The sequence below is a fragment of the Marinibacterium sp. SX1 genome (genome assembly GCF_050389775.1).
Taxonomy (GTDB): Bacteria; Pseudomonadota; Alphaproteobacteria; order Rhodobacterales; family Rhodobacteraceae; genus Marinibacterium.
The window spans coordinates 353,905-377,210 of sequence record NZ_CP177144.1 but is presented as its reverse complement, the minus strand read 5'-3'; the positions used below and the strand labels follow the sequence as shown (position 1 = coordinate 377,210).

At 68.0% G+C, this 23,306-nt stretch carries 22 protein-coding genes; 10 read left to right on the top strand and 12 right to left on the bottom strand.

The genetic code is table 11. From position 1 onward, the window contains the following. Positions 1-41: 41 nt before the first annotated feature. From ACK3BB_RS01730 to ACK3BB_RS01715, 4 genes are all read right to left on the bottom strand, one after another. A complete protein-coding gene (locus tag ACK3BB_RS01730) occupies positions 42-1,019 on the bottom strand; it encodes a DMT family transporter (RefSeq protein ID WP_428927003.1) in 978 nt (325 codons plus the stop codon). 256 nt (positions 1,020-1,275) lie between these two features. Next, positions 1,276-1,974, bottom strand: a complete 699-nt coding sequence (gene aqpZ, locus ACK3BB_RS01725) for an aquaporin Z (RefSeq protein ID WP_428927002.1) — start codon at positions 1,972-1,974, stop codon at positions 1,276-1,278. A 123-nt stretch (positions 1,975-2,097) separates the two neighbouring features. After that, positions 2,098-3,201 carry a 3-isopropylmalate dehydrogenase gene (gene leuB, locus ACK3BB_RS01720; protein WP_428927001.1) on the bottom strand — a complete coding sequence of 368 codons (1,104 nt, stop codon included), beginning with the start codon at positions 3,199-3,201 and terminating at the stop codon, positions 2,098-2,100. Between the two features lie 56 nt (positions 3,202-3,257). Further along, the gene (locus ACK3BB_RS01715) at positions 3,258-4,154 is read right to left on the bottom strand and encodes a LysR family transcriptional regulator (protein WP_428928803.1); all 897 of its coding nucleotides are present in this window, start codon (positions 4,152-4,154) and stop codon (positions 3,258-3,260) included. A gap of 103 nt (positions 4,155-4,257) precedes the next feature. Between ACK3BB_RS01715 and ACK3BB_RS01710 the strand changes: the two genes are divergently transcribed. After that, a complete protein-coding gene (locus ACK3BB_RS01710; RefSeq protein WP_428927000.1) occupies positions 4,258-5,118 on the top strand; it encodes an epimerase in 861 nt (286 codons plus the stop codon). Between the two features lie 82 nt (positions 5,119-5,200). On the opposite strand, the gene ACK3BB_RS01705 is transcribed toward ACK3BB_RS01710, so the two are convergent. The 3 genes from ACK3BB_RS01705 to leuD form a co-directional block, all read right to left on the bottom strand. Continuing rightward, on the bottom strand, positions 5,201-6,301 hold the full coding sequence (locus ACK3BB_RS01705) for an endonuclease/exonuclease/phosphatase family protein (RefSeq protein WP_428926999.1): 1,101 nt from the start codon (positions 6,299-6,301) through the stop codon (positions 5,201-5,203). Next, a complete protein-coding gene (locus ACK3BB_RS01700; RefSeq protein ID WP_428926998.1) occupies positions 6,298-7,131 on the bottom strand; it encodes a hypothetical protein in 834 nt (277 codons plus the stop codon). Before ACK3BB_RS01700 ends, ACK3BB_RS01705 begins: the two co-directional genes overlap by 4 nt. A gap of 516 nt (positions 7,132-7,647) precedes the next feature. Beyond that, the gene (gene leuD / locus ACK3BB_RS01695; RefSeq protein WP_428926997.1) at positions 7,648-8,253 is read right to left on the bottom strand and encodes a 3-isopropylmalate dehydratase small subunit; all 606 of its coding nucleotides are present in this window, start codon (positions 8,251-8,253) and stop codon (positions 7,648-7,650) included. A 148-nt stretch (positions 8,254-8,401) separates the two neighbouring features. On the opposite strand from leuD, the gene ACK3BB_RS01690 reads away from it, so the two are divergent. After that, the gene (locus tag ACK3BB_RS01690) at positions 8,402-8,677 is read left to right on the top strand and encodes a hypothetical protein (RefSeq protein ID WP_428926996.1); all 276 of its coding nucleotides are present in this window, start codon (positions 8,402-8,404) and stop codon (positions 8,675-8,677) included. Between the two features lie 204 nt (positions 8,678-8,881). Here the strand turns inward: ACK3BB_RS01690 and ACK3BB_RS01685 are convergent, their stop codons facing one another. The 3 genes from ACK3BB_RS01685 to leuC all read right to left on the bottom strand — a co-directional run bounded on the left by ACK3BB_RS01685 (position 8,882) and on the right by leuC (position 13,234). Continuing rightward, on the bottom strand, positions 8,882-9,409 hold the full coding sequence (locus ACK3BB_RS01685) for an HdeD family acid-resistance protein (protein ID WP_428926995.1): 528 nt from the start codon (positions 9,407-9,409) through the stop codon (positions 8,882-8,884). A gap of 117 nt (positions 9,410-9,526) precedes the next feature. Next, positions 9,527-11,344: an amidohydrolase gene (locus tag ACK3BB_RS01680; RefSeq protein ID WP_428926994.1), complete on the bottom strand. Its 1,818-nt coding sequence runs from the start codon at positions 11,342-11,344 to the stop codon at positions 9,527-9,529. Between the two features lie 483 nt (positions 11,345-11,827). Continuing rightward, the gene (leuC, locus tag ACK3BB_RS01675; RefSeq protein WP_428926993.1) at positions 11,828-13,234 is read right to left on the bottom strand and encodes a 3-isopropylmalate dehydratase large subunit; all 1,407 of its coding nucleotides are present in this window, start codon (positions 13,232-13,234) and stop codon (positions 11,828-11,830) included. A 485-nt stretch (positions 13,235-13,719) separates the two neighbouring features. Here leuC and ACK3BB_RS01670 point away from each other — a divergent pair, with 485 nt between their 5' ends. The 3 genes from ACK3BB_RS01670 (at position 13,720) to rlmH (ending at position 16,020) form a co-directional block, all read left to right on the top strand. Next, positions 13,720-14,982 carry a mechanosensitive ion channel family protein gene (locus ACK3BB_RS01670; RefSeq protein WP_428928802.1) on the top strand — a complete coding sequence of 421 codons (1,263 nt, stop codon included), beginning with the start codon at positions 13,720-13,722 and terminating at the stop codon, positions 14,980-14,982. A gap of 164 nt (positions 14,983-15,146) precedes the next feature. Next, on the top strand, positions 15,147-15,506 hold the full coding sequence (gene rsfS / locus ACK3BB_RS01665) for a ribosome silencing factor (protein ID WP_428926992.1): 360 nt from the start codon (positions 15,147-15,149) through the stop codon (positions 15,504-15,506). A 43-nt stretch (positions 15,507-15,549) separates the two neighbouring features. Further along, positions 15,550-16,020, top strand: a complete 471-nt coding sequence (gene rlmH / locus ACK3BB_RS01660) for a 23S rRNA (pseudouridine(1915)-N(3))-methyltransferase RlmH (RefSeq protein ID WP_428928801.1) — start codon at positions 15,550-15,552, stop codon at positions 16,018-16,020. Positions 16,021-16,030: 10 nt separating this feature from the next. On the opposite strand, the gene ACK3BB_RS01655 is transcribed toward rlmH, so the two are convergent. Both ACK3BB_RS01655 and ACK3BB_RS01650 read right to left on the bottom strand, forming a co-directional pair. Then, on the bottom strand, positions 16,031-16,393 hold the full coding sequence (locus ACK3BB_RS01655; protein ID WP_428926991.1) for a hypothetical protein: 363 nt from the start codon (positions 16,391-16,393) through the stop codon (positions 16,031-16,033). 47 nt (positions 16,394-16,440) lie between these two features. Beyond that, complete coding sequence (locus ACK3BB_RS01650; RefSeq protein ID WP_428926990.1) at positions 16,441-17,148, bottom strand: DUF599 domain-containing protein; 708 nt, start codon at positions 17,146-17,148, stop codon at positions 16,441-16,443. 81 nt (positions 17,149-17,229) lie between these two features. Here ACK3BB_RS01650 and ACK3BB_RS01645 point away from each other — a divergent pair, with 81 nt between their 5' ends. The 5 genes from ACK3BB_RS01645 (at position 17,230) to ACK3BB_RS01625 (ending at position 23,251) form a co-directional block, all read left to right on the top strand. Then, positions 17,230-18,663, top strand: a complete 1,434-nt coding sequence (locus tag ACK3BB_RS01645) for an FAD-linked oxidase C-terminal domain-containing protein (protein ID WP_428926989.1) — start codon at positions 17,230-17,232, stop codon at positions 18,661-18,663. 66 nt (positions 18,664-18,729) lie between these two features. Then, positions 18,730-19,887: an FAD-binding protein gene (locus ACK3BB_RS01640; RefSeq protein ID WP_428926988.1), complete on the top strand. Its 1,158-nt coding sequence runs from the start codon at positions 18,730-18,732 to the stop codon at positions 19,885-19,887. A gap of 9 nt (positions 19,888-19,896) precedes the next feature. Further along, positions 19,897-21,186, top strand: a complete 1,290-nt coding sequence (gene glcF / locus ACK3BB_RS01635; RefSeq protein WP_428926987.1) for a glycolate oxidase subunit GlcF — start codon at positions 19,897-19,899, stop codon at positions 21,184-21,186. Positions 21,187-21,421: 235 nt separating this feature from the next. Beyond that, complete coding sequence (locus ACK3BB_RS01630; RefSeq protein ID WP_428926986.1) at positions 21,422-22,252, top strand: trypsin-like serine peptidase; 831 nt, start codon at positions 21,422-21,424, stop codon at positions 22,250-22,252. A 522-nt stretch (positions 22,253-22,774) separates the two neighbouring features. Then, positions 22,775-23,251 (top strand): Hsp20 family protein, encoded by a 477-nt coding sequence (locus tag ACK3BB_RS01625; protein ID WP_428926985.1) that lies wholly within the window; start codon positions 22,775-22,777, stop codon positions 23,249-23,251. Positions 23,252-23,306: the final 55 nt, after the last annotated feature.

Genomic DNA, 23,306 nt, shown 5'->3' with positions numbered 1-23,306 from the left:
GACGGACCCCGTAACGGGTCCGCCAGGGATTTGCAAGAGCCTCAGACCGCTCTTTTCGCCGAACGGCGCACAAGCGACTGCAACATCTGCACCCGCGGGCTTGTCGGCGTGCCGACCCGCGACTTGGTGCTGACCACCGGGCGGTTGGCCGAGGTGCCGCCGAAGTTCTCGCGGATGACGATGTAGAGCCCCGAGGCGATGATGATCCCGGCGCCGATCCAGGTAACCGTGTCGGGCACTTCGCCGAAGAACAGCCCGCCATAGATCGCGGCCCAGATCATCTGGGAATATTGCATCGGCGCGACGATCGCCGCATCGCCGGACTTGTAGGCCTGGATCAGGCACAGCCCGCCGACAAAGGCGAAGAAGGCCATCAGCCCCTGCAGGCCCAGCGATTCGATGTGGATCGGCTCGTAGACAAAGGGCATCGCGGCGGCCATGACCAGGAAATTGGCCATCATCGGGTAGAGCAGCAGCACGGCGCTGCGTTCCTCGTGGCCGATCTTGCGCACGATGATCGCGGCCAGGGCGCCGAAGAACGCCCCGGTCAGCGCGGCCAGGTGGCCGAGGCCCAGCTCGGCCCCGCCCGGGCGCAGCACGACGATGACGCCGATCAGCCCGACGGCCACGGCGCCCCAGCGGTGCGGGCCGACCGATTCGCCCAGGATGGGGATCGACAGCACGGTGATCAGCAGGGGCATCGTGAAGATGATGGCATAGACCTGGGCCATCGGCAGGGCCGAGAAGGCGAAGAAGACACAGATCCCCGAGATCATCGCGGACACGGTCCTGAGCGCCGTCCACCAGGGATGGCGGGGCAGCAGGTTGCCCTTTGTCGTGTCCCTCATCAGCATCAGCATGACCAGCGGAAAGCTGAACAGCACGCCGAAGAAGATGATCTGGAAGGTCGAATAGCTGAGTCCCAGGACCTTCACGATGACATCGTGGGTCGAGAAGATGGCGAAGGCGGCCAGCGCGAAAGCTACGCCGCGAAGATTGTTCTTTGCGGTATCTGACATGTCCATGACCTTGGGTGTTCCCGCCACCGTGCAGGATCTATGGCCATCGTCAAGGAGGGTCCGGGGGCAAACCCCGGCCATTTTTCGCCAGTCGGCCGGGCTGCCCGGGTTTTGATGCCTTGTGGCCACGGGTCGGGGCCGTCGGGCCGGTCGACGGGGAACAATCAGCGCGCCCCGGACGCGGCGGCGGTCATGGCCGGTTCAAGGTCGGGCGATGGGCCCGGACCGGCCGGTTGCGGCCGATCCGGGCGCGGTGTCAGGCCTCGACCGGCTGGCGGCCGATCGCCGTGTAGCACAGCGCGCCAAGCGCGCCGCCGGCCAGCGGGGCCAGCCAGAACAGCCACAGCTGGGCGATCCAGGGCCCGCCGGCAAAGAGCGCCTGCGAGGTCGAGCGTGCGGGGTTCACCGAGGTATTGGTGATCGGGATGCTGATCAGGTGGATCAGCACCAGGGCCAGGCCGATGGCAATGGGCGCGAAGCCGGGGGCCGCCCGGGCATCGGTGGCGCCCAGGATGACGATCAGGAAGAAGGCCGTCAGCACGATCTCGGCCACCAGCCCGGCGCCCAGGCTGTAACCGCCCGGCGACAGCGGGCCATAGCCATTGGCCGCAAAGCCATCGGCCCGGCTGAAACCTTCGACCCCGCTGGCAATGACGAAAAGCACCGCCGCGGCCAGGATCGCCCCGACCAGCTGGGCCGCCCAGTAGGGCAGCAATTCGCCCTTGTCATGCCGCCCGGCAACGACCAGCCCCAGCGTGACCGCCGGGTTGAAATGCCCGCCCGAGATATGGCCGACCGCAAAGGCCATGGTCAGCACCGTCAGGCCGAAGGCAAAGGCCACCCCGGCAAAGCCGATGCCCAGCCCCGGGAAGGCCGCCGCGAAAATGGCCGCGCCGCAGCCTCCGAAGACAAGCCAGAAGGTGCCGAACGCCTCGGCCGCGAGTTTCTGAAACATGATTGAAGTACCCCCTACCTGCCGGCCCCTGCGCCGGCTCAACAGGCGGATGATACCATGAGCGCACGAAAAAAGCGCCCGTGAAGGCGCTTTCCCGTTGTTCAGACGGACAACTGCCCGTTGTCAGAGCGACCCGTCGAGCGCCGCGAGGATTGCATCGCCCATGCCCGTGGTCGACACCGGCTCGACGCCCTCCTCGCCCAGCAGGTCGGGCGTGCGCTTGCCCTCGGCCAGCACGGTTTCGATCGCGGCTTCCAGCCGGTCGGCCTCGTCGCCCGCGTCGAAGGAATAGCGCAGGGCCATGGCAAAGCTCAGGACGCAGGCGATCGGGTTGGCCTTGCCCTGGCCGGCGATGTCGGGAGCCGAGCCATGCACCGGTTCGTACAGGGCCTTGGGCCGGCCATTGGCCATCGGCAGGCCAAGCGAGGCCGAGGGCAGCATGCCCAGCGAGCCGGTCAGCATGGCGGCCAGGTCCGACAGCATGTCGCCGAACAGGTTGTCGGTGACGATGACGTCGAACTGCTTGGGCCAGCGGGTCAGCTGCATGGCGCCGGCATCGGCATACATGTGCGACAGCTCGACCTCGGGGTAATCCTTGCCCACCTCGGTCACGACCTCGCGCCACAGCACGCCCGATTCCATGACATTGGCCTTTTCCATGGAACACAGCTTCTTGTTGCGCCGCATCGCCAGTTCAAAGGCCGAGCGCGCCACCCGGTCGATTTCGCTCTCGGTGTAGCGCTGGGTGTTGATGCCCACCCGCTCGTTGCCTTCCTCGATGATCCCGCGCGGATCGCCGAAGTAGATGCCCGAGGTCAGCTCGCGCACGATCATGATGTCCAGCCCGGCCACCACGTCGCGTTTCAGCGACGAGAAATCGGCCAGCGCGTCGAAACACTGGGCCGGGCGCAGGTTGGCGAACAGGTCCATTTCCTTGCGCAGGCGCAGCAGGCCGCGTTCCGGTTTGACCGAGAAATCCAGCACGTCGTACTTGGGTCCGCCCACGGCGCCCAGCAGCACGGCATCGACCTCCTGGGCCTTGGCCATCGTCTCGTCCGTCAGGGGCGTGCCATGGGCGTCATAGGCCGCCCCGCCGACCAGGTCCTCGCTCACGTCGAAGACCAGGCCGCGCTTGGTCCCGAACCAGTCGATGACCCGGCGCACCTCGGCCATGACCTCGGGACCGATGCCGTCGCCCGGCAGGATCAGAATGGACGGATTGGACATGGGCTCCCCCTTATATCAGCAGATCGCGTTCCAGCTATCGTTCCGCGGGGCAAGCGTCAACTCGCCACCCGGCAGCGCGGGGGCAGGTCGCGCAGGATCAGGTCCCAGACCCGGCGGATCCGCGGGCTCTGGCGCATCTTTTCATGGGCGGCCAGCCAGACCGGCAGCGGCGGCACGCCCAGGTCCATTGGCAGCTGTTCGACCAGCGGTTCGGCCCGGCCCACCGGCACCTGGGCAAAGCCGATGCCACAGCCGGCCCGGATCAGCGCCATGTAGGTCGCCTGGTTGTCGCAGCGCACGGCGAAATCCTCGCGGGCCAGGCTCAGCCCCAGCGCCTGCATCGTGTCGATGATCAGCGGATTGCGGTCAAAGCCCACCAGGTCGTGGCCGGCCAGTTCAGAGATGTCCTGCGGCCGCCCGGCCCGGTCCAGGTAGCTCCGGGCGGCAAAGGCCCCGATCTCGATATCGGCCAGGTGGCGGGTGACGATGTCCAGCTGGGCCGGCCGGTACATGCGCAGGGCGATGTCGGCCTCGCGGAAATGCAGGTTCTCGCTCTCGTCCGAGGCGACCAGCTCGATGCGGATTTCGGGCGCGGCCCGGCGGATGCCGGCCAGCACCGGCGGCAGGACATATTGCGACAGGAACACGCTGGCCGTCAGGCGCACCGTGCCGGCCATTTCGCCGGCCTGTTCGGCGGCGGCCATGGTCAGCCCGTGCAGCGCCCCGCGCATGGCCCGGGCATGGGGCAGCAGCGCCGTTCCGGCCGGGCTGATCCGCAGCCCCCTGGCATGGCGGTCGAACAGCTGCGCCCCCAGCGCGGTTTCCAGCGCGGCCACCTGGCGGCCCAGCGTCGGCTGGCTGCGCCCCAGCAGGGCCGCCGCCGCCGACAGCGAGCCGGTCTCGGCCACCGCCAGGAATGACTGAACCAGCGTCCAGTCGCGCAATCCATCCACCTGAGCCATGCATCAGTGAATACCAGACCTGCGCAAACCTGCAATTACCCCTTGCAAAGGGAATGGCTATCCTCGCCGCAATCCCAACAGCATCGAGGCTCCCATGACCCGCATTGCCCTGATCCTCGGCGGTTCCGGCCGGATGGGCCGCCATGCCGCCCAGGCCTTTGCCGCCGCCGGCTGGCAGGTCCGCCGGTTCGACCGCGCCACCGGCGATCTGGCCGCCGCCGCCCGCGGCGCCCGGATCATCGTCAATGCCTGGAACCCGCCCTATCCCGATTGGCAGGCCCAGGTCCCGGCCCTGCACGACGCCGTGCAACAGGCCGCCCTGGCCGCCGGGGCCACGGTCATCGTGCCGGGCAATGTCTATGTCTTCGGCCCGTCCTCGCCGGCCCCCTGGTCGGCCGCGTCGCCCCATCGCGCCACCAACCCGCTGGGCCGCATCCGCATCGCCATGGAAGACAGCTATCGCCGCTCGGGCACCCGCACCATCCTGCTGCGCGCCGGCGATTTCCTCGATACCGAAGCCTCGGGCAACTGGTTCGACCGCATGCTCGCCCCGGGTATCGCCCGGGGCCGGTTCACCTGGCCCGGCGATCCCGATGCCGCCCATGCCTGGGCCTTCCTGCCCGATCTCGCCCGGGCCATGGTCGCCCTGGCGGATCGTGCCGACGACCTGCCCGCCTTCGCCGACATCCCCTTCCCGGGCTATACCCTGTCGGGCCGACAGATGGCCGATCACCTCGCCGGGCTCGTCGGCCACCCCCTGCGCATCCACCGCTTCCCCTGGTGGCAGCTTCGCCTGGCCCGCCCGTTCTGGCCCCTGGCCCGCCATCTGCTGGAAATGCGCTACCTCTGGTCGCTCCCCCACAGCCTCGACGGCACCCGCTTCCGCGCGCTCTGCCCCGATTGCCCCGACACGCCCGTGGACGAAGCCCTGGCCCGCGCCATCCGCCCGCTCTGACCTGCTGCTTCCTTCTCTTCTCAAATATCCGGCCGTCCAGCCGGCCGCCCCGCGCCGGTCCCGGGCAGGGGCGCGGCTTGGCTCAGGGCAGGGCCAGGTCCACCCAGACCAGCCGGTGCCGGCTGGCCGCCGTGACCACCTCCGCCAGCGGATCATCCGGGCCGGGCCACAGCACGCCGCTGTCCAGCACCGTCCACCCCGGCGCCGGCAGCACGTAATCCACCCGGAACCGGCCAAAGCCCCAATCCACCGTGTCCAGCGCATCGGGTCCGGCATGGCCCTGGGTCCCGGCCCCGGCCGCCCCGGGGCTGGCCGGCCGGGTGTCGACCAGACGCGGATCCTCCAGCAAGGCCCGGATCGCCCCATGCCGCCCGTCGTTGTCGAACGGATCCAGGTTCGCCCCGCCGGCCAGCACATAAAACGCCCCCGGCCCGGGCCCGAAGACCCCGTCCAGGTAATGGCGCCAGAACAGCAGTTCGTCATGGTTGCGCCGGCCGTTGCGATCCTCGGGCCCGTCAAAGACCGGCGGGCCGGCGTGAAAGCTCAGCAGCTCCATCACCTGCCCTCCGGGTAGCGCCACGGGCACCACCCAATGGGCCCGGCTCGACAGCAATTGCGCCTCCTGCGCGGCCTGCGACGGAAACGGCCCCCCCGCCGCGTCGACCGGCAACAGCGCCCCGGGCAGATCGGCCCAGGCCAGCCCCGAGAAATCGTGCATGTCCCCGGCCAGGATCGGATGTCTCGACAGGATGGCCATGCCGCCCTGGCCGGTGAAATGGCCATAGCCCTGGGCATCACCCGGTCCGCCCCGCCGGCCGTCGCCATCCAGGTCGATGCCGCTGGCCCGCCCGCTGTTGGGCCGGGCGGTGAAGAGGTGGTCATAGCCCGCGCCTGCCGCGGCCAGCCGGTCGGCCAGCGCGGCCAGCGCCCGGCCGTCGTGGTCCCAGTCAAAGCCCAGCAGGACCAGCACGTCGGGCCGCGCATGGGCGATCACCGCCACCACGGCATCGACCTGCGCATCGCCCTTCTGGATGTCGCGCAGCAACAGCCCCGGCCCGTCGCGCCGCAGCTCGGCATCCAGCAGCGCCACGCGCAGCCGCTCGGGCTGCGCGTGCAGCGCGCCGGGCAGGGCCAGCAACAGGATGAGAAACGTCAGGACCGCCGCTGCGACGGCCCGGGTCATGCCGCCTGCATGTCCTTGGCCGAGGCATAGGCCCGGCGGCGCTTGTCCTCGATCAGCTCGGCCACCCGCAGCATGGCAATGCCCCGGATCGCCATCGACGCCGGCAGGAAGCCCCAGGCGCTGAACGCCCAGATCAGCACATGCGGCGTGGCCACCACCAGCGGCCCGGTGATCGCCGAGCCCACGGTGACCAGCGCCGGGATCAGGAAAGGCATCAGCGCCCCGCCGATCAGGTTGATCCGCCCGTCGCGCTGCAGCCGCAGGATCACGTCACCCCCGGTCGTCGGATCGAAGAGCGGCAGGTTGATCCAGACGTTGAACACCCCGGCATTGGTCGGCCAGCCGGCCAGCCGCACCGTCACGATGAACAGCCCCACGGTCATCAGCGCGATGATCAGCGCCAGCCCCGCCGCCGCCCGGACGGCGGTCAGCATCTCGGCCGGGGTATCGGCGGGCACCATCAGCATCGCCAGGTGCACCGGCGAATAGGGGAAATCCAGCGCCCGACCGACCATCCCGCCCAGCCCTTCGATGGCTGCCGACAGGGGGGTGGGCGCCAGGGCATGGTTGAAGATGACAGTCAGGAAGAAGATCATCGAGAACAGCGAGGCAAAGCGCAGCCGGTTGATCGGTGGGGCATCGCGGAATTCGATCAGGCTGGGATAGGTCGAGACATATTCGATGAAGGTCAGGGTGCTGGCCAGGATGGCGATCAGAAGGACGATCTCGGTGGTTGTCGCGGCCATCGGCGGCAGCAGAAGGGCCGGTGTCGCCACCAGCAATCCGACCAGCAAGGCACGCGTCAGCGCACCGGTTACACGTCCGAGCACGTCTCGTTTCCCTTCAAACCGGACCGGAGCGATACCTTGCCGCGCCGTTGTTCCAACTTGATCCCGCCCCGAGGGGCGGGCTGCCTCATTCTTGCCTTATTTGTGCAGGCCTTCGCCGTCCCGCTCAAGGCGCGATGTGATTAGGGTTAAGATTTAAGGCGATTCCATGGAGAAACTGGTGCCACTTTGCATCAACCTGACATGCTTTTGCTGCGGAAATGACAGGTATCGCAAGATGTTGTGGCCCGCAGTTGAAGTGTTCATAGGCGGGCAAGCCGGCCGTTCCGCCCGCCATTGTCGCCGTCCACGCCCTTGCCCCGGCCGGTCCGGGGTGCGCAACGTCCGGCCGTCGGCGCCACCAAGCGGTGATCCTGCGCGGCCGCCCGGCAGCCCCGAAACCGCCCCGCCCCCGCGCCCGACACCTGCCGAAACGACATCGGGCGGCCCGTCGGACCGCCCGTCATCAACATCGGGGGCCGTGGGCCACCCGTCTTCCTGCCGGCCGTTCGGCCCGGATCAGACCCAGGGCCGCGACGTGGTGGCCTGGGTTTCGAATGCGTCGATGCTGGCCGCCTTCTCAAGCGACAGGCCGATGTCGTCCAGCCCTTCCAGCAGGCAATGCTTGCGGAAGCTGTCGACCTCGAAGGTCACGACCTCGCCGTCGGACGTGGTGATCGTCTGGCTTTCCAGGTCGACCGTCATCCGCGCGTTGGCGCCCTTTTCCGCGTCCTTCATCAGCATGTCGACCACGTCCTGGGGCAGGGCGATCGGCAGGATGCCGTTCTTGAAGCAGTTGTTGTAGAAGATGTCGGCAAAGCTGGGCGCGATCACGCATTTGATGCCGAAATCCTTGATCGCCCAGGGCGCATGTTCACGCGACGAGCCGCAGCCGAAATTGTCGCCCGCGACCAGGATCTCGGTCTCGCGGTAGGCCGGCTGGTTCAGCACGAAATCGGGGTTTTCCGACCCGTCCTCGTTGAAGCGCATCTCGTCGAACAGGTTCTTGCCCAGGCCCGACCGCTGGATCGTCTTCAGGAACTGCTTGGGAATGATCATGTCCGTGTCGATGTTGATCAACGGCAGCGGCGCGGCAATCCCGGTGAGCGTCGTGAACTTGTCCATGGTTGGCCTCCGATTTAGCTGAGTCTCTAAACCACGTCGGCCGTCCGCAGGCAAGGCCGCGACTGTTGCAAAGCCGTCAGATAAGGCCGCTATGGTCGCCCGACATCCGCCGCCATGGCGGACCGAGCCCCAACAAGAGGACACCCAGATGGCCAAGTACGGCGCAACCCTGATGCATGGCGCCCGCGGCGGCGACCGCCGGTTCGAATTCGATGGCCCCGACGACCTGATGGCGCATTCGCCGATGACCGTCATGCGCCGTTTCATGGAACATCTCGATGACACGGCCCGTCTCGGCCACATCGATTACCAGGTCAACGCGGCCATGAAGAACGAGAAATACCAGGTGGTCACCGTCCTGGGCGACCTGACCTTTGCCAAGGGCGATCACCAGCCCTTCGTCTGCATGATCGCTCCCGATTGACGGTCCGCTGATTGACGGGCAGCTGATCTCTTCGCGGTGGCCGTAGGGCGGGCGATTGCCCGCCGCTTGCCTGCCACCTGGCGGTGCGTCTGCCCACCGCCGGATCGGCCGCCGGTCCGGGGGCTGATCCGGGTGACTGATCACGGTGGCCCAAACGCAAACGGGCGCCCGACCGGGGCGCCCGTCCGTCCGAAACCCGCGGCCTTACTTCAGGTGCTTGGCCACCGTGCGGATGAAGAAGGCCAGCACGACCAGCCCGGCCCCGTTGAAGATCAGCTCGATCCCCAGCAGGATGCCCAGCAGCTGCGGCCCGGCCGTTGCGAAATTGGCCAGGATGTAAGCCGCCAGCAGCACCGACAGTGCGCCGGAAATCAGCATCGGCCAGAAGAACGGCGTTTCCTTCATGCGCCAGGCGAACATGATCCGCACCACGCCGCTGGCCGCCAGCAGGATCAGCACCAGCAGGGCCAGCGAAATCGTGCCTTCCAGCGGATTGGTGATGAAACTCAGCCCCAGGATGACCATCAGCGCGCCGAGCGCGATGGCCAGCACCTTCTGCCCGGTGCCCTCGGCCGAAAAGCCCGCCACGGCCTGGAAGCCGCCCGAGACCAGGAACAGGATCCCCGTCACCGTTGTCAGCGCCAGCGATGCCGCCACTGCGTGGCTCAACACGACCACCCCGAACACCACCGAGAGGATGCCGAGGATCAACCATTTAACCCATTCTTTCATCGGGATTTCTTCCTTCCACCGATTTCACCCGCCCCAGCTATATCACGACCTCACGGCATCGCGAGGTCAAATCCACCCACGGGTGATCGGGGGCGGCCCGCCCGGCCCCGGATCGGCCTATTGGCTGTCGCCGGCCTGCCAAAGGGCATGCAGGAAGCGGTGGGCCATCATCGGATCGGCTGTAAAGGGCGCCCGGCCCAGCTCGCCCTTGCGTTCGCCGGGCTGCGCCTCGTAGACGACCGTGTCGTCCTTGATCGTCGCCAGCACTTCGAGATCGGCCAGGGTTTCGGGGTCGACGGCCGTGGGATCGGCCGACAGGATGACGAAATCGGCGATCTTGCCGGGGGTGATCGTGCCCTTGTCGTCTTCCTCGAAATGCTGCCAGGCCGGCCAGATCGTCATGGCCTTGAGCGCGGTCATGACGTCGACCCGCTGGGCCGGGCCCAGGATGTCGCCCGACCGGGTGCGCCGGGTGACCGTGGCCGACAGGATGCGCATGCTGTCGGGAAAGGCCACCGGCGCGTCGTGGTGGCTGCCGAACATCATGCCCCGCGTGCGCACCCAGCCGGTCGGCGAGATGTTGTCGGCATTGACCGGCCCGACCGTGTGGTCGCGGTGCCAGTCGCCCCAGTAGAACGTGTGCATCGGAAAGAGCGAGGGGAAGATGCCCAGCCGCTGCAGGCTGTCGACCTGGTCCTCGCGCAGGAACTGGCCATGCACCAGCACCGGCCGGTTGCCCGGGTCGCCGTGAACCCGCCGGGCCTCTTCGATGGCCGCGATCAGCATGTCCGACGCGCCCTCGCCGTTGGAATGGGTGATGATCTGCAGGCCCTGGCCGAAACACCAGCTCACGGCCTCCTGGGTCTGGTCCATGGTGATGGCCGAATAGCCGGCGTAACCCGGGGCGTAATTGCCCACCGGGGCGAAATAGGGCCGGTCGCGCAGAGCGGTGAAGCCCTGGGGCGAGCCGTCGATGGTCAGCTTGCAGCCGGCCACGCGGACATGGCCGTCATACTCCCGCGATGCGGCCTCGGCGATGAAATCGCGGTCTTCCAGCACGTCGGGAAAGACCACCACGTCGACCGGCAGGCCGGGGCCGGCATCGACCGATTTCAGCGCATCGTACAGCCCGCGCGACGACCGGCCATCCTGGGCCGTGGTATAGCCGTAGCTGGCCCAGAGCTGGGCTCCGGCCAGGGCAAAGGCGTCCAGCGCCTCGGGGCCCAGGTCGGACAGCAGGGGCACGAGGACGCGGAAGAAGGCATATTCCTCGAGCACGCCATCGGGCTGGCCAGTTTCGTCCTTGCGGATCACCCCGCCGGCGGGATTGGGCGTCGATCCGTCGATGCCGGCCATCTCGAGGGCCCTGGAATTGGCCACGCCGATATGGCCCGACTGGTGCACGATGACGATTGGCAGATCGGTCGACACGGCGTCGAGATCTTCGCGCGTGGGATGGCGCAGCTCGGCCAGCTGGGCGTTGTCATAGCCGAAGCCCACGACCATGTTGGCCTTCTGCACGGTCTCGGCATTGGTGTCGATCCACTGGCGCAGGGTGTCCTGCAGGCTGGCAATGTCGGTGACCGTGCCGTCGGGTGGGGCCAGCAGGTTGGCCGACAGGGCCTGCAAGCCGCCAAAGACCACGTGGCCATGGCTGTCGAAGAATCCGGGCAGCATCGCCCGCCCCTCCAGGTCAAAGACCTTGGTGTCCTCGCCCTGCAGGGCGGTCATCCCGGCCAGCTCGCCCACGGCCAGGATGCGGCCATCGCGGACGGCCACGGCCTCGGCTGTGCCCCGGGCGTCGTCGATGGTCAGGATCGGCCCGCCCATGTAGATCGTGTCGGCGATCTCCTGCGCCCCGAGCGGCGCGGCGCCGGCCAGTGCAAGGGTGAGGGTGCTGGCCCATGCGGCGGATCTGAAACGGCCAATCGTCATGTCGAACTCTCCGGTCCCTCGGCAGCCCCGGCCCGGTTGTCGGACCGATCCCTGGCGGCTGCGGGTGATTTGCCCCGACTTTACAATGAACTGAGTCCTGACCAAGACGGGAAAACCGGCGATGACAGGGCTTTCCCGGCGCCCTTGCCCGGGACCGCCGCGGGGTGGCCGGCTGGACGGCCGGATATTTGGAAAGAGAAAGAAGCAGGACGCCCGCGCGCGGACAGGACGGCGCGCCGACCTGCTGCTTCTTTCTCTTCTCAAGTATTCCCGGGGGAGTCCTCCAACGGAGGACGGGGGCAGCGCCCCCATGCGGCGCGACGGATGCCATCGGGAGGTGGCCCATGAAAAAGGGCCACGCCCAAGGCGCGGCCCCATTTGTCTGTTCCGACGACGACCTGTTTGAAAGGCCAGGCTGTCGTCGGAAAGCGCTGTCTGGGTTGGTCCGCCTGGCTGCCCCGCATGGGGGCAGGGGCGGGGGGGTCAGCTCAGGTCGCGCACATCGGTCAGCTTGCCGGTCACGGCGGCAGCGGCGGCCATGGCCGGGCTCATCAGGTGGGTGCGCCCGCCGCGGCCCTGGCGGCCCTCGAAGTTCCGGTTCGAGGTCGAGGCGCAGCGTTCGCCCGGTTTCAGCTGGTCGGGGTTCATGGCCAGGCACATGGAGCAGCCCGCAAGCCGCCATTCGAACCCGGCGTCCTTGAAGATGTCGGCCAGGCCTTCTTCCTCGGCCTGGGCGCGCACCAGGCCCGAGCCGGGCACGACCATGGCCCGCATGCCGTCCTTGATCTTCTTGCCTTTCAGCACCGCGGCGGCGGCGCGCAGGTCCTCGATCCGGCCGTTGGTGCAGGAGCCGATGAACACCGCGTCGATGTCGATGTCGTTGAGCGCCGTGCCGGGGGTCAGGCCCATGTATTCCAGCGAGCGCCGGGCCGCGTCTACCTTGCCACCCTTGAAGTCCTCGGGCGCAGGCACCGTAGCGGTGATCGGCAGCACGTCTTCGGGCGAGGTGCCCCAGGTCACGACCGGCGCGATGTCTTCGCCGCGGATGGTGATGACCTTGTCCCAATGGGCGTCATCGTCGGAATAGAGCGTCTTCCACCAGGCCAGGGCGGCTTCCCACTGGGCGCCCTTGGGCGCGTGGGGCCGGCCCATGCAATATTCGAACGTGGTTTCGTCGGGCGCGATCAGACCGGCCCGGGCGCCGCCTTCGATGGCCATGTTGCAGATCGTCATCCGGCCTTCCATCGACAGGGCGCGGATCGCCTCGCCGCAATACTCGATGACATAGCCGGTGCCCCCGGCGGTGCCGGTCTCGCCGATGATGCGCAGGACGATGTCCTTGGCCGTGACGCCGGGCGCCAGCGTGCCCGTGATCTCGACCTTCATGTTCTTGGATTTCTTCTGGATCAGCGTCTGGGTGGCCAGGACGTGTTCGACCTCGGACGTGCCGATGCCATGGGCCAGCGAGCCGAAGGCGCCGTGGGTCGCCGTGTGGCTGTCACCGCAGACCACGGTCATGCCCGGCAGGGTCCAGCCCTGTTCCGGCCCGACGATATGCACGATGCCCTGGCGGATGTCGGTCACGGGATAATAGTGGATCCCGAATTCCTTGGCGTTCTGATCGAGCGCGGCGACCTGGATGGCCGAATCCTCGGTCATGTTCTTGGGGTTCTCGCGGCCTTCGGTCGTCGGCACGTTGTGGTCCGGCACGGCGATGGTCCGTTCCGGGGCGCGGACCTTGCGGCCGGCCATGCGCAGGCCTTCGAAGGCCTGCGGGCTGGTCACCTCGTGGACCAGGTGGCGGTCGATATACAGAAGGCAGGTGCCGTCTTCGGCCTCGTGGGCCACGTGGGCATCCCAGATTTTGTCATAGAGTGTCTTGGGGGACATCGGTCCTCTCCCGTCATGCTTGAATTTCACTGGCGAAGGGGGGCTTGGCCCCTATAGGCGAGCCTGGACGGAATGAGTCGCGCCGAAGAACCGTTCGCGCAGCCGCGCCCGGTCCGGCAGGTTCCTCGTCGATTCCGAGACATGATCCATGGATCGTCAGATACGCCGCCGCGGTGTTGCAATCAAGCCGCGAAACGTGGCTTGCTGGTCGGATCGGTGCGGGGCGCTAGGTTCCGCCCCACCACTTGCACCCCGGGAACCGGACGACCGCCGCACGGATGAGCCAGCACACCAGCCCTGACCCGACCGCCGACCAGCCCCCTGGCCCGACTGCCGCCGGCGCGGCGGAAAATGCCGCGACGACCGGGCCGGCCGCGGCCCCTGCCGCTGCCCCGGAGGCGCCGCCGCTGGTGGCCACCGACCTGCCGCTCGACCCCCGGGCGGCCGCGGATTCGGTGACCGACTGGGTGCAGGGCCTGTGGACCATGGCCATCACCCCGGGCTGGCGGCAGTACCAGCTGCTGATCCTGGTCGGGCTGGCCGTGCTGGCCCTGGTGCTGCGGCTGGCCACGCGGGGCCGTGTCGATGGCTGGATGCGCACGCGCGAGGGCTGGCAGAAATGGCAGCTGCGCATGCTGGTCCACCTGCGCGACCGGCTGGTGCTGATCTATTTCACTGCCCTGACCTGGATCGTCTATGCCGTGATGCAGGAGGCCACCTGGCCTTCGCGCAGCCGCATCATCGGCATCTTTGCCACGATGTCGCTGGCCTGGCTGGCCATCGGGCTGGGCTCGCGGCTGGTACGCAACCGCAGCCTGCGGCGGGTCGTCGAATGGTCGCTCTGGGCCTATGCCACCCTGCTGGCCCTCGGCCTGCTGGACGAGGCCGTGGTGTTCTTCGATTCCGTGGCACTGAGCATCGGTACCTTCCGCCTGACCGCCCTGGTGCTGATCAAGGCCCTGCTGCTGATCGCCGCCCTGCTGACCGGCGCGCGGCTGCTGACCCAGGCCGCGGCCGGCGGGTTGCGGCGCAACGAGGACATCTCGCCTTCGATGCGGGTGCTGGCGATCAAGATCACCCAGCTGATCCTTTACGGTTTTGTCGTGCTGGTGGGCATCCAGTCGCTGGGGTTCGACCTGTCGGGCTTGGCCATCCTGTCGGGGGCGATCGGGGTGGGCATCGGCTTTGGCCTGCAGAAGGTCGTGTCGAACCTGGTGTCGGGCGTGATCATCCTGCTGGACCGGTCGATCAAGCCCGGCGACGTGATCTCGCTGGGCGAGACCTTCGGATGGATCGATTCGCTGGGCGCGCGCTACGTGTCCGTCGTGACCCGTGACGGGCGCGAATACCTGATCCCCAACGAGGACCTGATCACCGGCCAGGTGGTCAACTGGACCCATTCCAACGACCGCGTGCGGCTGGATATCTTCTTTGGCACGTCCTACCACGACGACCCCCACCTGGTGCGCAAGGTGGCCATTGCCGCGGCCACGGGCGTGACCCGCGTGCTGGCCGTGCCGAACGCGCCGGTCTGCCATATCGTGGGGTTCGGTGACAGTTCGGTAGACTATATCTTGCGGTTCTGGATCACCGATCCGACCGCCGGGCTGACCAATGTGCGGGGCAATGTCTACCTGGCGCTGTGGGATGCGTTCCAGGAGAACGGTATCTCGATACCCTTCCCGCAGCGCGAGGTGCGGGTGCTGGACGGGGAAATGCCCGCCAGGGCAGCCGAAGACGGCGATTGAGGGCCCGTGACCCGTGGTTATTCACGCCGTCATTGAAACGACATGTTGACATTGTTACCTTAGAGCATCCGAGCGCCGCGGACCGACGGCGTGCATCATAGGAGGACAATGTCCTGTCACCCCACGCTGACGCGGCCCCGGCCGCCGATGACCGGGCGGGCCTGATGGCCGCCCAACTGGATTTCTCCAGCGAGGACCTGCTGGCGCGTATCCTTACCTCTCTCTCAGATGACAAGGCCGAGGACATCGTGCAGATCGATCTGCACGGCAAGTCGTCCATGGGCGATTACATGGTGATCGCCTCGGGCCGGTCGACCCGCCAGGTGTCGGCCATGTCGGAAAAGCTGGTCGAGAAGCTGAAGGCCGAGTTCGGTGTCAATGCCCGGATCGAGGGCAAGGAGACCGGCGACTGGGTGCTGATCGATACGGGCGACGTGATCGTCCATCTGTTCCGCCCGGAAGTGCGCGAGTTCTACCAGCTCGAGAAGATGTGGCTGCCCTCGGGCGGCACGCTCCAGAACTGATCCGCGCGCGCCCCGGTTCCGCCGGGGTGCCCTGTTGCCTGTCATGCGCGTGCAGATCTGCGCGGTCGGTCGCTTGCGGTCCGGTCCCGAGAAAACCCTTGTCGACGATTACCTGACGCGCTTTGCGCGGACCGGGCGGGCCCATGGCCTTGGCCCGGCCGAAATCGTCGAGGTCGAGGACCGCAAGGGCGGCGGATCGCCGGCCGAGGCGGCGCTGCTGCGCAAGGCCCTGCCGGGCGGGGCGGTGGTCTGTTGCCTGGACGAACGGGGCAAGGTGATGGGCTCTCCGGTCTTTGCGGACCGGCTCGCGACCTGGCGCGACGAGGGGCGCGGCGACGTGGCCTTTGTCATCGGCGGGGCGGATGGCATCGCGCCCGACCTGGTGGCCGAGGCCGATTTCAAGCTGTCCTTCGGCCAGATGGTCTGGCCGCACATGCTGGCCCGGGTGATGCTGGCCGAACAGCTCTACCGGGCGGCGACGATCCTGGCCGGATCGCCCTATCACCGGGCCTGATGGCGCGGGGTTAGTCCAGGTCGACCGTATAGGTCGCCGCGGCCCAACCATCGCGGATGCACCGGGCCTGGATTTGGACCTGGCGCACCCCGTCGGGGATCGCCACGCCCGACAATGCGCGAGTGAACGGCTGTTCGTGTTCATGCGGATGCAGCAGGACGCGCAGGCCCAGCTCGCGCCCGTCGGGGGCCAGCACGCGCCAGCCGTCGGCATAATGCTCCCAGCCGCTGTCGGGATGCGATATCGTCACATCAAAGCGCCAGCCGCCGGATTCCTGCCGGGCGGTGACCTGTTCGATGACCGGATCGTCGGCCAGGGCGGCTGTGGCCAGCAAGGCCAGGGCAAGCGGCAGGGCGGGGGCGAGATGTCTCATGCCGCGCAGCATAGCGCCTTTGGCCCGGCGCGGCGGTCACATCCTGGTCAGCGCGGCGGAGTGGTGTCGACCATCAGGGCCGTGCGCGATTGCGAGGCGAATTCCCGGCGGTAGAGCATGGCCGTGGTCAGCAGCGTGGCGATCATCAGGGGCACGGCGCCCATCAGCCAGGCCGCCGAGGCCAGGCTGAAATAGGTCGCGCGCATGGCCTTGTTGAAACTGCGCGCGGCGGTGATCGACACTTCGGCGGCCTGGGCCGCGCGGGGATAGGCCACGGGATCGGCGGCATGGTTGGGCACCGAGGCCATCAGGATGGCGCAATAACCGAACAGCCGGTGGGCCCAGACGAACTTCAGAAAGGCATGGGACAGGCAGAGCAGCAGCACGACCAGCTTGATTTCCCAGACGATCTGCGGGGCGTTGACCAGGGTCAGGTCGCCGGCCACGTCGACCAGCGGCTTGGGATTGCCGATCAGGGCCAGCCCGCCGCCGATGGCAATCATCGCGGCCGAGGCGAAGAACGCCGTGCCCTGGCGCATCAGGCCCAGCACCTGGCTGTCGAACATGCGCGGCTGGCGGGTGACCATCTCGCGCATCCAGTCCCGGCGATAGTCGTTCATCAGCACCGAGACCGACGGCCGGCGGGCCGGGGGATTCTCGATATGCCAGCTGATCAGGATCCAGGCGGCAAGCAGCAGCACGAGCGCGGCGGCATCGGCCCATGAAAAGAGGGTAAGGCGGTCGGTCCAGGTCATGGCCGGACATTATGCGCAACCGGGTGGCCTTGCCAGTCGGCAGAATTGGTAATATTACTTTACCAGATGGGAGGATCAGCCATGCAGATGCCAGAGCCGAATGCCACCGTTCTGTCGGCCCGCGACCGGGTTGTAGCCCGCCTGTGCGAGGTTTTGCCGGCCCATGCCGTCATTTCCGACCCGGCCGAGACGCGGGCCTATGAATGCGACGCCCTGACCGCCTACAAGTGTCCGCCGATGGCTGCGGTGCTGCCCGGCACGACCGAAGAGGTTGCGGCAGTGTTGCGCATCTGCCACGAAGAGGGCGTGCCGGTGGTGCCCCGCGGGGCGGGCACGTCGCTCGCCGGGGGCTCGCTGCCCACGGCCGACAGCGTGGTGCTGGGCGTGTCGCGCATGACCGATGTGCTCGAAACCAATTATCCCGACCGCTACATCCGGGTGCAGACCGGGCGGACCAACCTGTCGGTCACCGGGGCCGTGGACGAGGCTGATTTCTTCTATGCGCCCGATCCGTCGTCGCAGCTGGCCTGCGCGATCTCGGGCAATATCGCGATGAATTCCGGCGGGGCGCATTGCCTGAAATACGGCGTGACGACCAACAACCTGCTGGGCGTGACCATGGTGTTGATGGATGGCACGGTGGTCGAACTGGGCGGCGCGCATCTCGATGCGCCGGGGCTGGACCTGCTGGGCGTGATCTGCGGGTCCGAAGGCCAGCTGGGCGTGGTGACCGAAGCCACCCTGCGCATCCTGCGCAAGCCCGAGGGCGCCCGGCCGGTGCTGATCGGGTTCGATGCCAACGAGACGGCCGGGGCCTGCGTGTCGGACATCATCCGGGCGGGCATCCTGCCGGTGGCGATCGAGTTCATGGACCGGCCCTGCATCGAGGCCTGCGAGGCCTTTGCCAAGGCCGGCTACCCGATGTGCGAGGCGCTGCTGATCGTCGAGGTCGAAGGATCCGAAGGCGAGATCGCCGATCAGCTGGAGCGGATCGTGGCGATTGCCGAGGCCCATTCCCCGGTGGCCCTGCGCGAGGCCGGCGATGCCGACGAGGCCGCCCGGATCTGGCTGGGGCGGAAATCGGCCTTTGGGGCCATGGGGCAGATCAACGATTACATGTGTCTGGACGGCACGATTCCGGTGTCGTCGCTGCCCGACGTGCTGCGGCGGATGGGCGAGCTGTCGGAGGAATACGGGCTGAGCGTGGCCAACGTGTTCCATGCCGGCGACGGCAACATGCATCCGCTGATCCTCTACAATGCCAACACGCCCGGCCAGCTGGAGCTGTGCGAGGCGCTCGGGGCCGAGATCCTCAAGCTTTGTGTCGAGGTCGGCGGTTGCCTGACGGGCGAACACGGGGTGGGCGTGGAAAAGCGCGACCTGATGCTGCACCAGTACGATCCCGACGATCTTGATGCGCAGATGGCCGTCAAGGATGTCTTTGATCCGGCCTGGCTGCTGAACCCGGCCAAGGTCTTTCCCCTGGCGTCGTCGCAGGCGCGGCGGGTCGCGTAGGATGGGGGCTCTGCCCCCATCGGCCGATGGCCGATCCCCCCGCGGTATTTGGACAAGAAGAAGCACATGAGACCTCAGAACGAAGCCGAGCTGGCAGAGCTGGTTGCGGGGGCCGAGGGGCCGCTGCGGATCCGTGGTGGCGGAACGCGCGACATCGGCCCGGCGGTCGAGGGCGTGGCGTTGCAGACCGAAGGGCTGGGCGGGGTCCGCCTGCATGAACCCGGGGCGCTGACCCTCGTGGTGGGCGCCGGCACACCGGTGGCCGAGGTCGAGCAGGTCCTGGCCGCCGAGGGGCAGCGCCTGGCCTTCGAGCCGATGGACCACCGGGCGCTGCTGGGCACGCAGGGCAGGCCGACCATCGGCGGTGTCGTGGCGGCCAATGTCTCGGGGCCGCGGCGCGTGCAGGTCGGGGCCTGCCGCGATTTCCTGCTGGGCGTGCGGTTCGTCGACGGGATGGGCCGGGTGGTGCGCAACGGCGGCCGGGTGATGAAGAACGTCACGGGCTATGACCTGGTCAAGCTGCTGGCCGGGTCACGGGGCACGCTGGGCGTGCTGACCGAACTGTCGTTCAAGGTGCTGGCCATTCCCGAGACCGAGGTGACCCTGGTGGCCCGCGGGCTGGACCCGGTGACCGGGGTGGCGGCGCTGTCGACGGCGCTCGGCTCGCCCTATGACGTGACCGGCGCGGCCCACCTGGCCACCGGCGACGAGAGCCGGACACAGGTGCGGATCGAAGGCCTGGCCGGGGCGGTGGCCTATCGCAGCGGCCGGCTGGCCGGCCTGTTGCCGGGGTTCGAGCCGGTCGAGGGCGCGGCCAGCGCCGCCCTGTGGGCCGAGGTGCGCGATGTCACGCCCTTTGCAGGGCGCGCAGGCGCGGTCTGGCGGCTGTCGGTGCGGCCGTCCGACGGGCCGGGTGTCAGCGCCGCGCTGGCAGAGGCCGGGCTGGATCACGCGGCGATCTTTGACTGGGGCGGCGGGCTGGTCTGGCTGCTGGTCGAGGGCGAAGACAGTGAAGACGGGGCGATGGGCGACGCGGGCGCCGGGGCGATCCGTACGGCGCTGGCCGGGATCGGCGGGCATGCCACGCTGGTGCGTGCCTCCGCCGCCCTGCGCGCAGCGGTGCCGGTCTTTCAGCCCGAAGCGCCGGCGGTGGCCCTGCTGAGCCGGGGTCTGAGGCAGAAATTCGATCCCCGGGGCATCCTGAACCCTGGGCTGATGGGCTGAGGGCGGAACATGCAGACGAACTTCACCGAAGAACAGCTGGCCGATGCCGGCACGGCCCGGGCCAACCAGATCCTGCGGGCCTGCGTGCATTGCGGTTTCTGCACGGCGACCTGCCCGACCTACCAGGTGCTGGGCGACGAGCTGGACAGCCCGCGCGGCCGGATCTACCTGATCAAGGACATGCTGGAAAACGAGCGGGTGCCCGACGCCACGACGGTCAAGCACATCGACCGTTGCCTGTCCTGCCTGTCCTGCATGACGACCTGCCCGTCGGGCGTGCATTACATGCACCTTGTCGATCATGCCCGCGCGTACATCGAACGCCATTACGACCGGCCCTTCATGGACCGGGCCCTGCGCTGGATGCTGGCGCGCATCCTGCCCTATCCGACGCGTTTCCGCCTGGCGCTGCTGGCGGCCAAGGTCGGGCGGCCGTTCAAGGGGCTGATGCCCGATCCCCGGCTGAAGGCCATGCTGGACATGGCGCCGAAACGCATCCCGCCGGTCAGCCGCAACGACGATCCCCAGGTCTTTGCCGCGCCCGAGGCGCCGGTGAAACGCGTGGCCCTGATGACCGGCTGCGCGCAGAAGGCGCTGAACACCGACATCAACGATGCGACCATCCGCCTGCTGACCCGGCTGGGTTGCGAGGTCGTCGTGGCCGAGGGCGCGGGCTGTTGCGGGGCGCTGACCCATCACATGGGCCAGGTCGACCGGTCGCATGGCTCGGCGGCGGCCAACATCCGGGCCTGGACGGCCGAGATGGACGGGGCCGGGCTGGATGCCATCGTGATCAACACCTCGGGCTGCGGCACGACGGTCAAGGATTACGGCCACATGTTCCGCAACGACCCGCTGGCCGAAGATGCCGCACGGGTGTCGGCCGTGGCGATGGACATCAGCGAGCTGCTGTCGCAGCTGGACCTGCCCGAAGGGGCCGACAAGGGCCTGCGCGTGGCCTATCACGCGGCCTGTTCGCTGCAACACGGGCAAAAGATCAAGGCCGCGCCCAAGACCTTGCTGAAACGCGCCGGGTTCGAGGTGGTCGAACCGGCCGACAGCCACCTGTGCTGCGGTTCGGCCGGGACGTACAACCTGATGCAGCCCGAGATTTCCGGCCAGCTGAAGGCGCGCAAGGTGGACACGCTGGAGGCCAGGAACCCCGACATCATCGCGGCGGGCAATATCGGCTGCATGATGCAGATCGGCTCGGGCACCGGGGTGCCGGTGGTGCATACGGTCGAACTGCTCGACTGGGCGACGGGCGGGCCGAAGCCGCCGGCGCTGGACGCGGCCTGACCTCCGGGCGATAGTGGGCCCAACGGGACCGTGTTGACGGGCGGGCCGGTATCGGGACGGGTCGGGCATCGAGGCGGCGGCGTTGAGACGGGACCGCAGGTCGGGAGGCAAGTCGGCCAACGGCAAATGCGGCCCGGCCACCCCGGGCGGGTCGCAGCATGAGCATGGCGCGGCCCCATTTTCGCCCCAAGCCGGGCCTAGCCTCGGGGTCAGGATAACGAAGGCTTGGGTATTCATGGGTATCATCGGACGGTTTGTGGCCATCGGGCTGGCATTGGGCGGCGCGCTGGCGGGCCAGGGCGCGGCGGCCGGAGAGCATGACCTGCAACGGCTGGACACGATGGATGCCGCCCGGGGCTGGGAAGCCGTCGGCCGGCTGGACCTGGACGGCACCGGCTTTTGCACCGGCGCCCTGATCGCTCCCGACCTGGTTCTGACCGCCGCCCATTGCCTCTTTGACAAGGCCAGTGGCACGCGGATCGATCACACGGGCATCGAATTCCTGGCCGGATGGCGCAATGGCCGGGCCTCGGCCTATCGCTCGGTGCGCCGGGCGGTCGTGCATCCCGAATACGATTATGGCAGCGCCCTGTCGGCCGACCGCGTGCGCAACGACCTGGCCCTGCTGGAGCTTGACCAGCCGATCCGCAACACGTCGGTCACGCCCTTCCAGACCGCGGCCCGGCCCCACAAGGGCGACGAGGTCGGCGTGGTGTCCTATGCGCGCAACCGGTCCGAAGCGCCCTCGCTCGAAGAGGTCTGCGGCGTGATGGCCCGCCAGCAGGGCGTGCTGATCATGTCCTGCTCGGTGGATTTCGGATCGTCCGGCGCGCCGATCTTCTCGTTCTCGGGCGGCGCGCCGCGCATCGTGTCGGTGGTGTCGGCCAAGGCCGAGATGGATGGCCAGAAGGTCGCCTTGGGCACGTCGCTGGACGAACCGCTGGGCGTGCTGAAATCCGAGCTGGCCGCGGGCAAGGGCCATGGCCTCGATCCCGCGCCCCTGACCAACCGCGTGCGCGTGGGCGATGCCCGCAACCGCACCGGGGCCAAGTTCATCCGGCCCTGACCGGCAGGCCCGACCGGGTCGCATTCCACACCATACTCCCGGCGCGCGGGTCCCTGTGGCCCAGTGCGTCGGCCTTCGCGTAGAGGGCGGGATTCTGGTGTGGATCGGCTGCCACCCGTGTGGTGTTTGATCACGTGCGCCGCGTTGGCCGGACTCTGCTCGGAAGGTCGGGAATCTCACATAGCTGGCGAGCCCGGGCGGCGGGGTTGCAGGACCCCGCTCAGCGGTGGCACCGGGCCTCGGGCACCAGGTTGGCCGGGCCGTGCGTGAGGGCAGCCACCGGGGGGGATCTGCCCCAAGGCAGAGTGCGCCGATCCTCGCGTGGTCAATCATCCAGGCCCCGCACGACGGGTGGGCGGGAAAACCGTGCCGCAGGGGCAAGCCCGGGCCTTGAAACCCCGCGCGGCCTTTCCCATCTTTGCCTTACCGGGACGCCGATGATCGGGTCCCGTATCACCCGCCCGTCCGTTCCAGGAGGGCACCAAATATCGTGAATTGCTCAGCTTATGAGGATGACGACCCATGCGTAACAGCTTTGATCTTGCCCCGCTCTATCGTGCCACCGTCGGTTTCGACCGGATCGCCGACATGATGGACCGTGCCCTTGCCAGCGATGGCAGCGCCCAGACCTACCCGCCCTACAACATCGAAAAAACTGCCCAGGATGCCTATCGCATCTCGGTCGCTGTCGCCGGCTTTGGCCCGGGCGACCTGTCGGTCGAGGTCAAGGAAGGCGCCGTGGTCGTGGCCGGCCGCAAGGCCGAGGACCAGTCCGAACGCACCTTCCTGCACCGTGGCATTGCCACCCGCGCATTCGAACGCCGCTTCCAGCTGGCCGATCATGTGCGTGTGACCGGGGCCTCCCATGCCGACGGCATGCTGCATATCGAATTGCAGCGCGAAGTGCCCGAAGCCCTGAAACCCCGCCGGATCGAGATCGCGACCCAGACCGGGGGCGCGGTTGAGACCGACGTGGTCGACGCCAAGGCCGTCAACTAAGCCTTACCTCGTGAAGACGAAGCGGGCCCGGGAGAAATCCCGGGCCTTTTTGCAT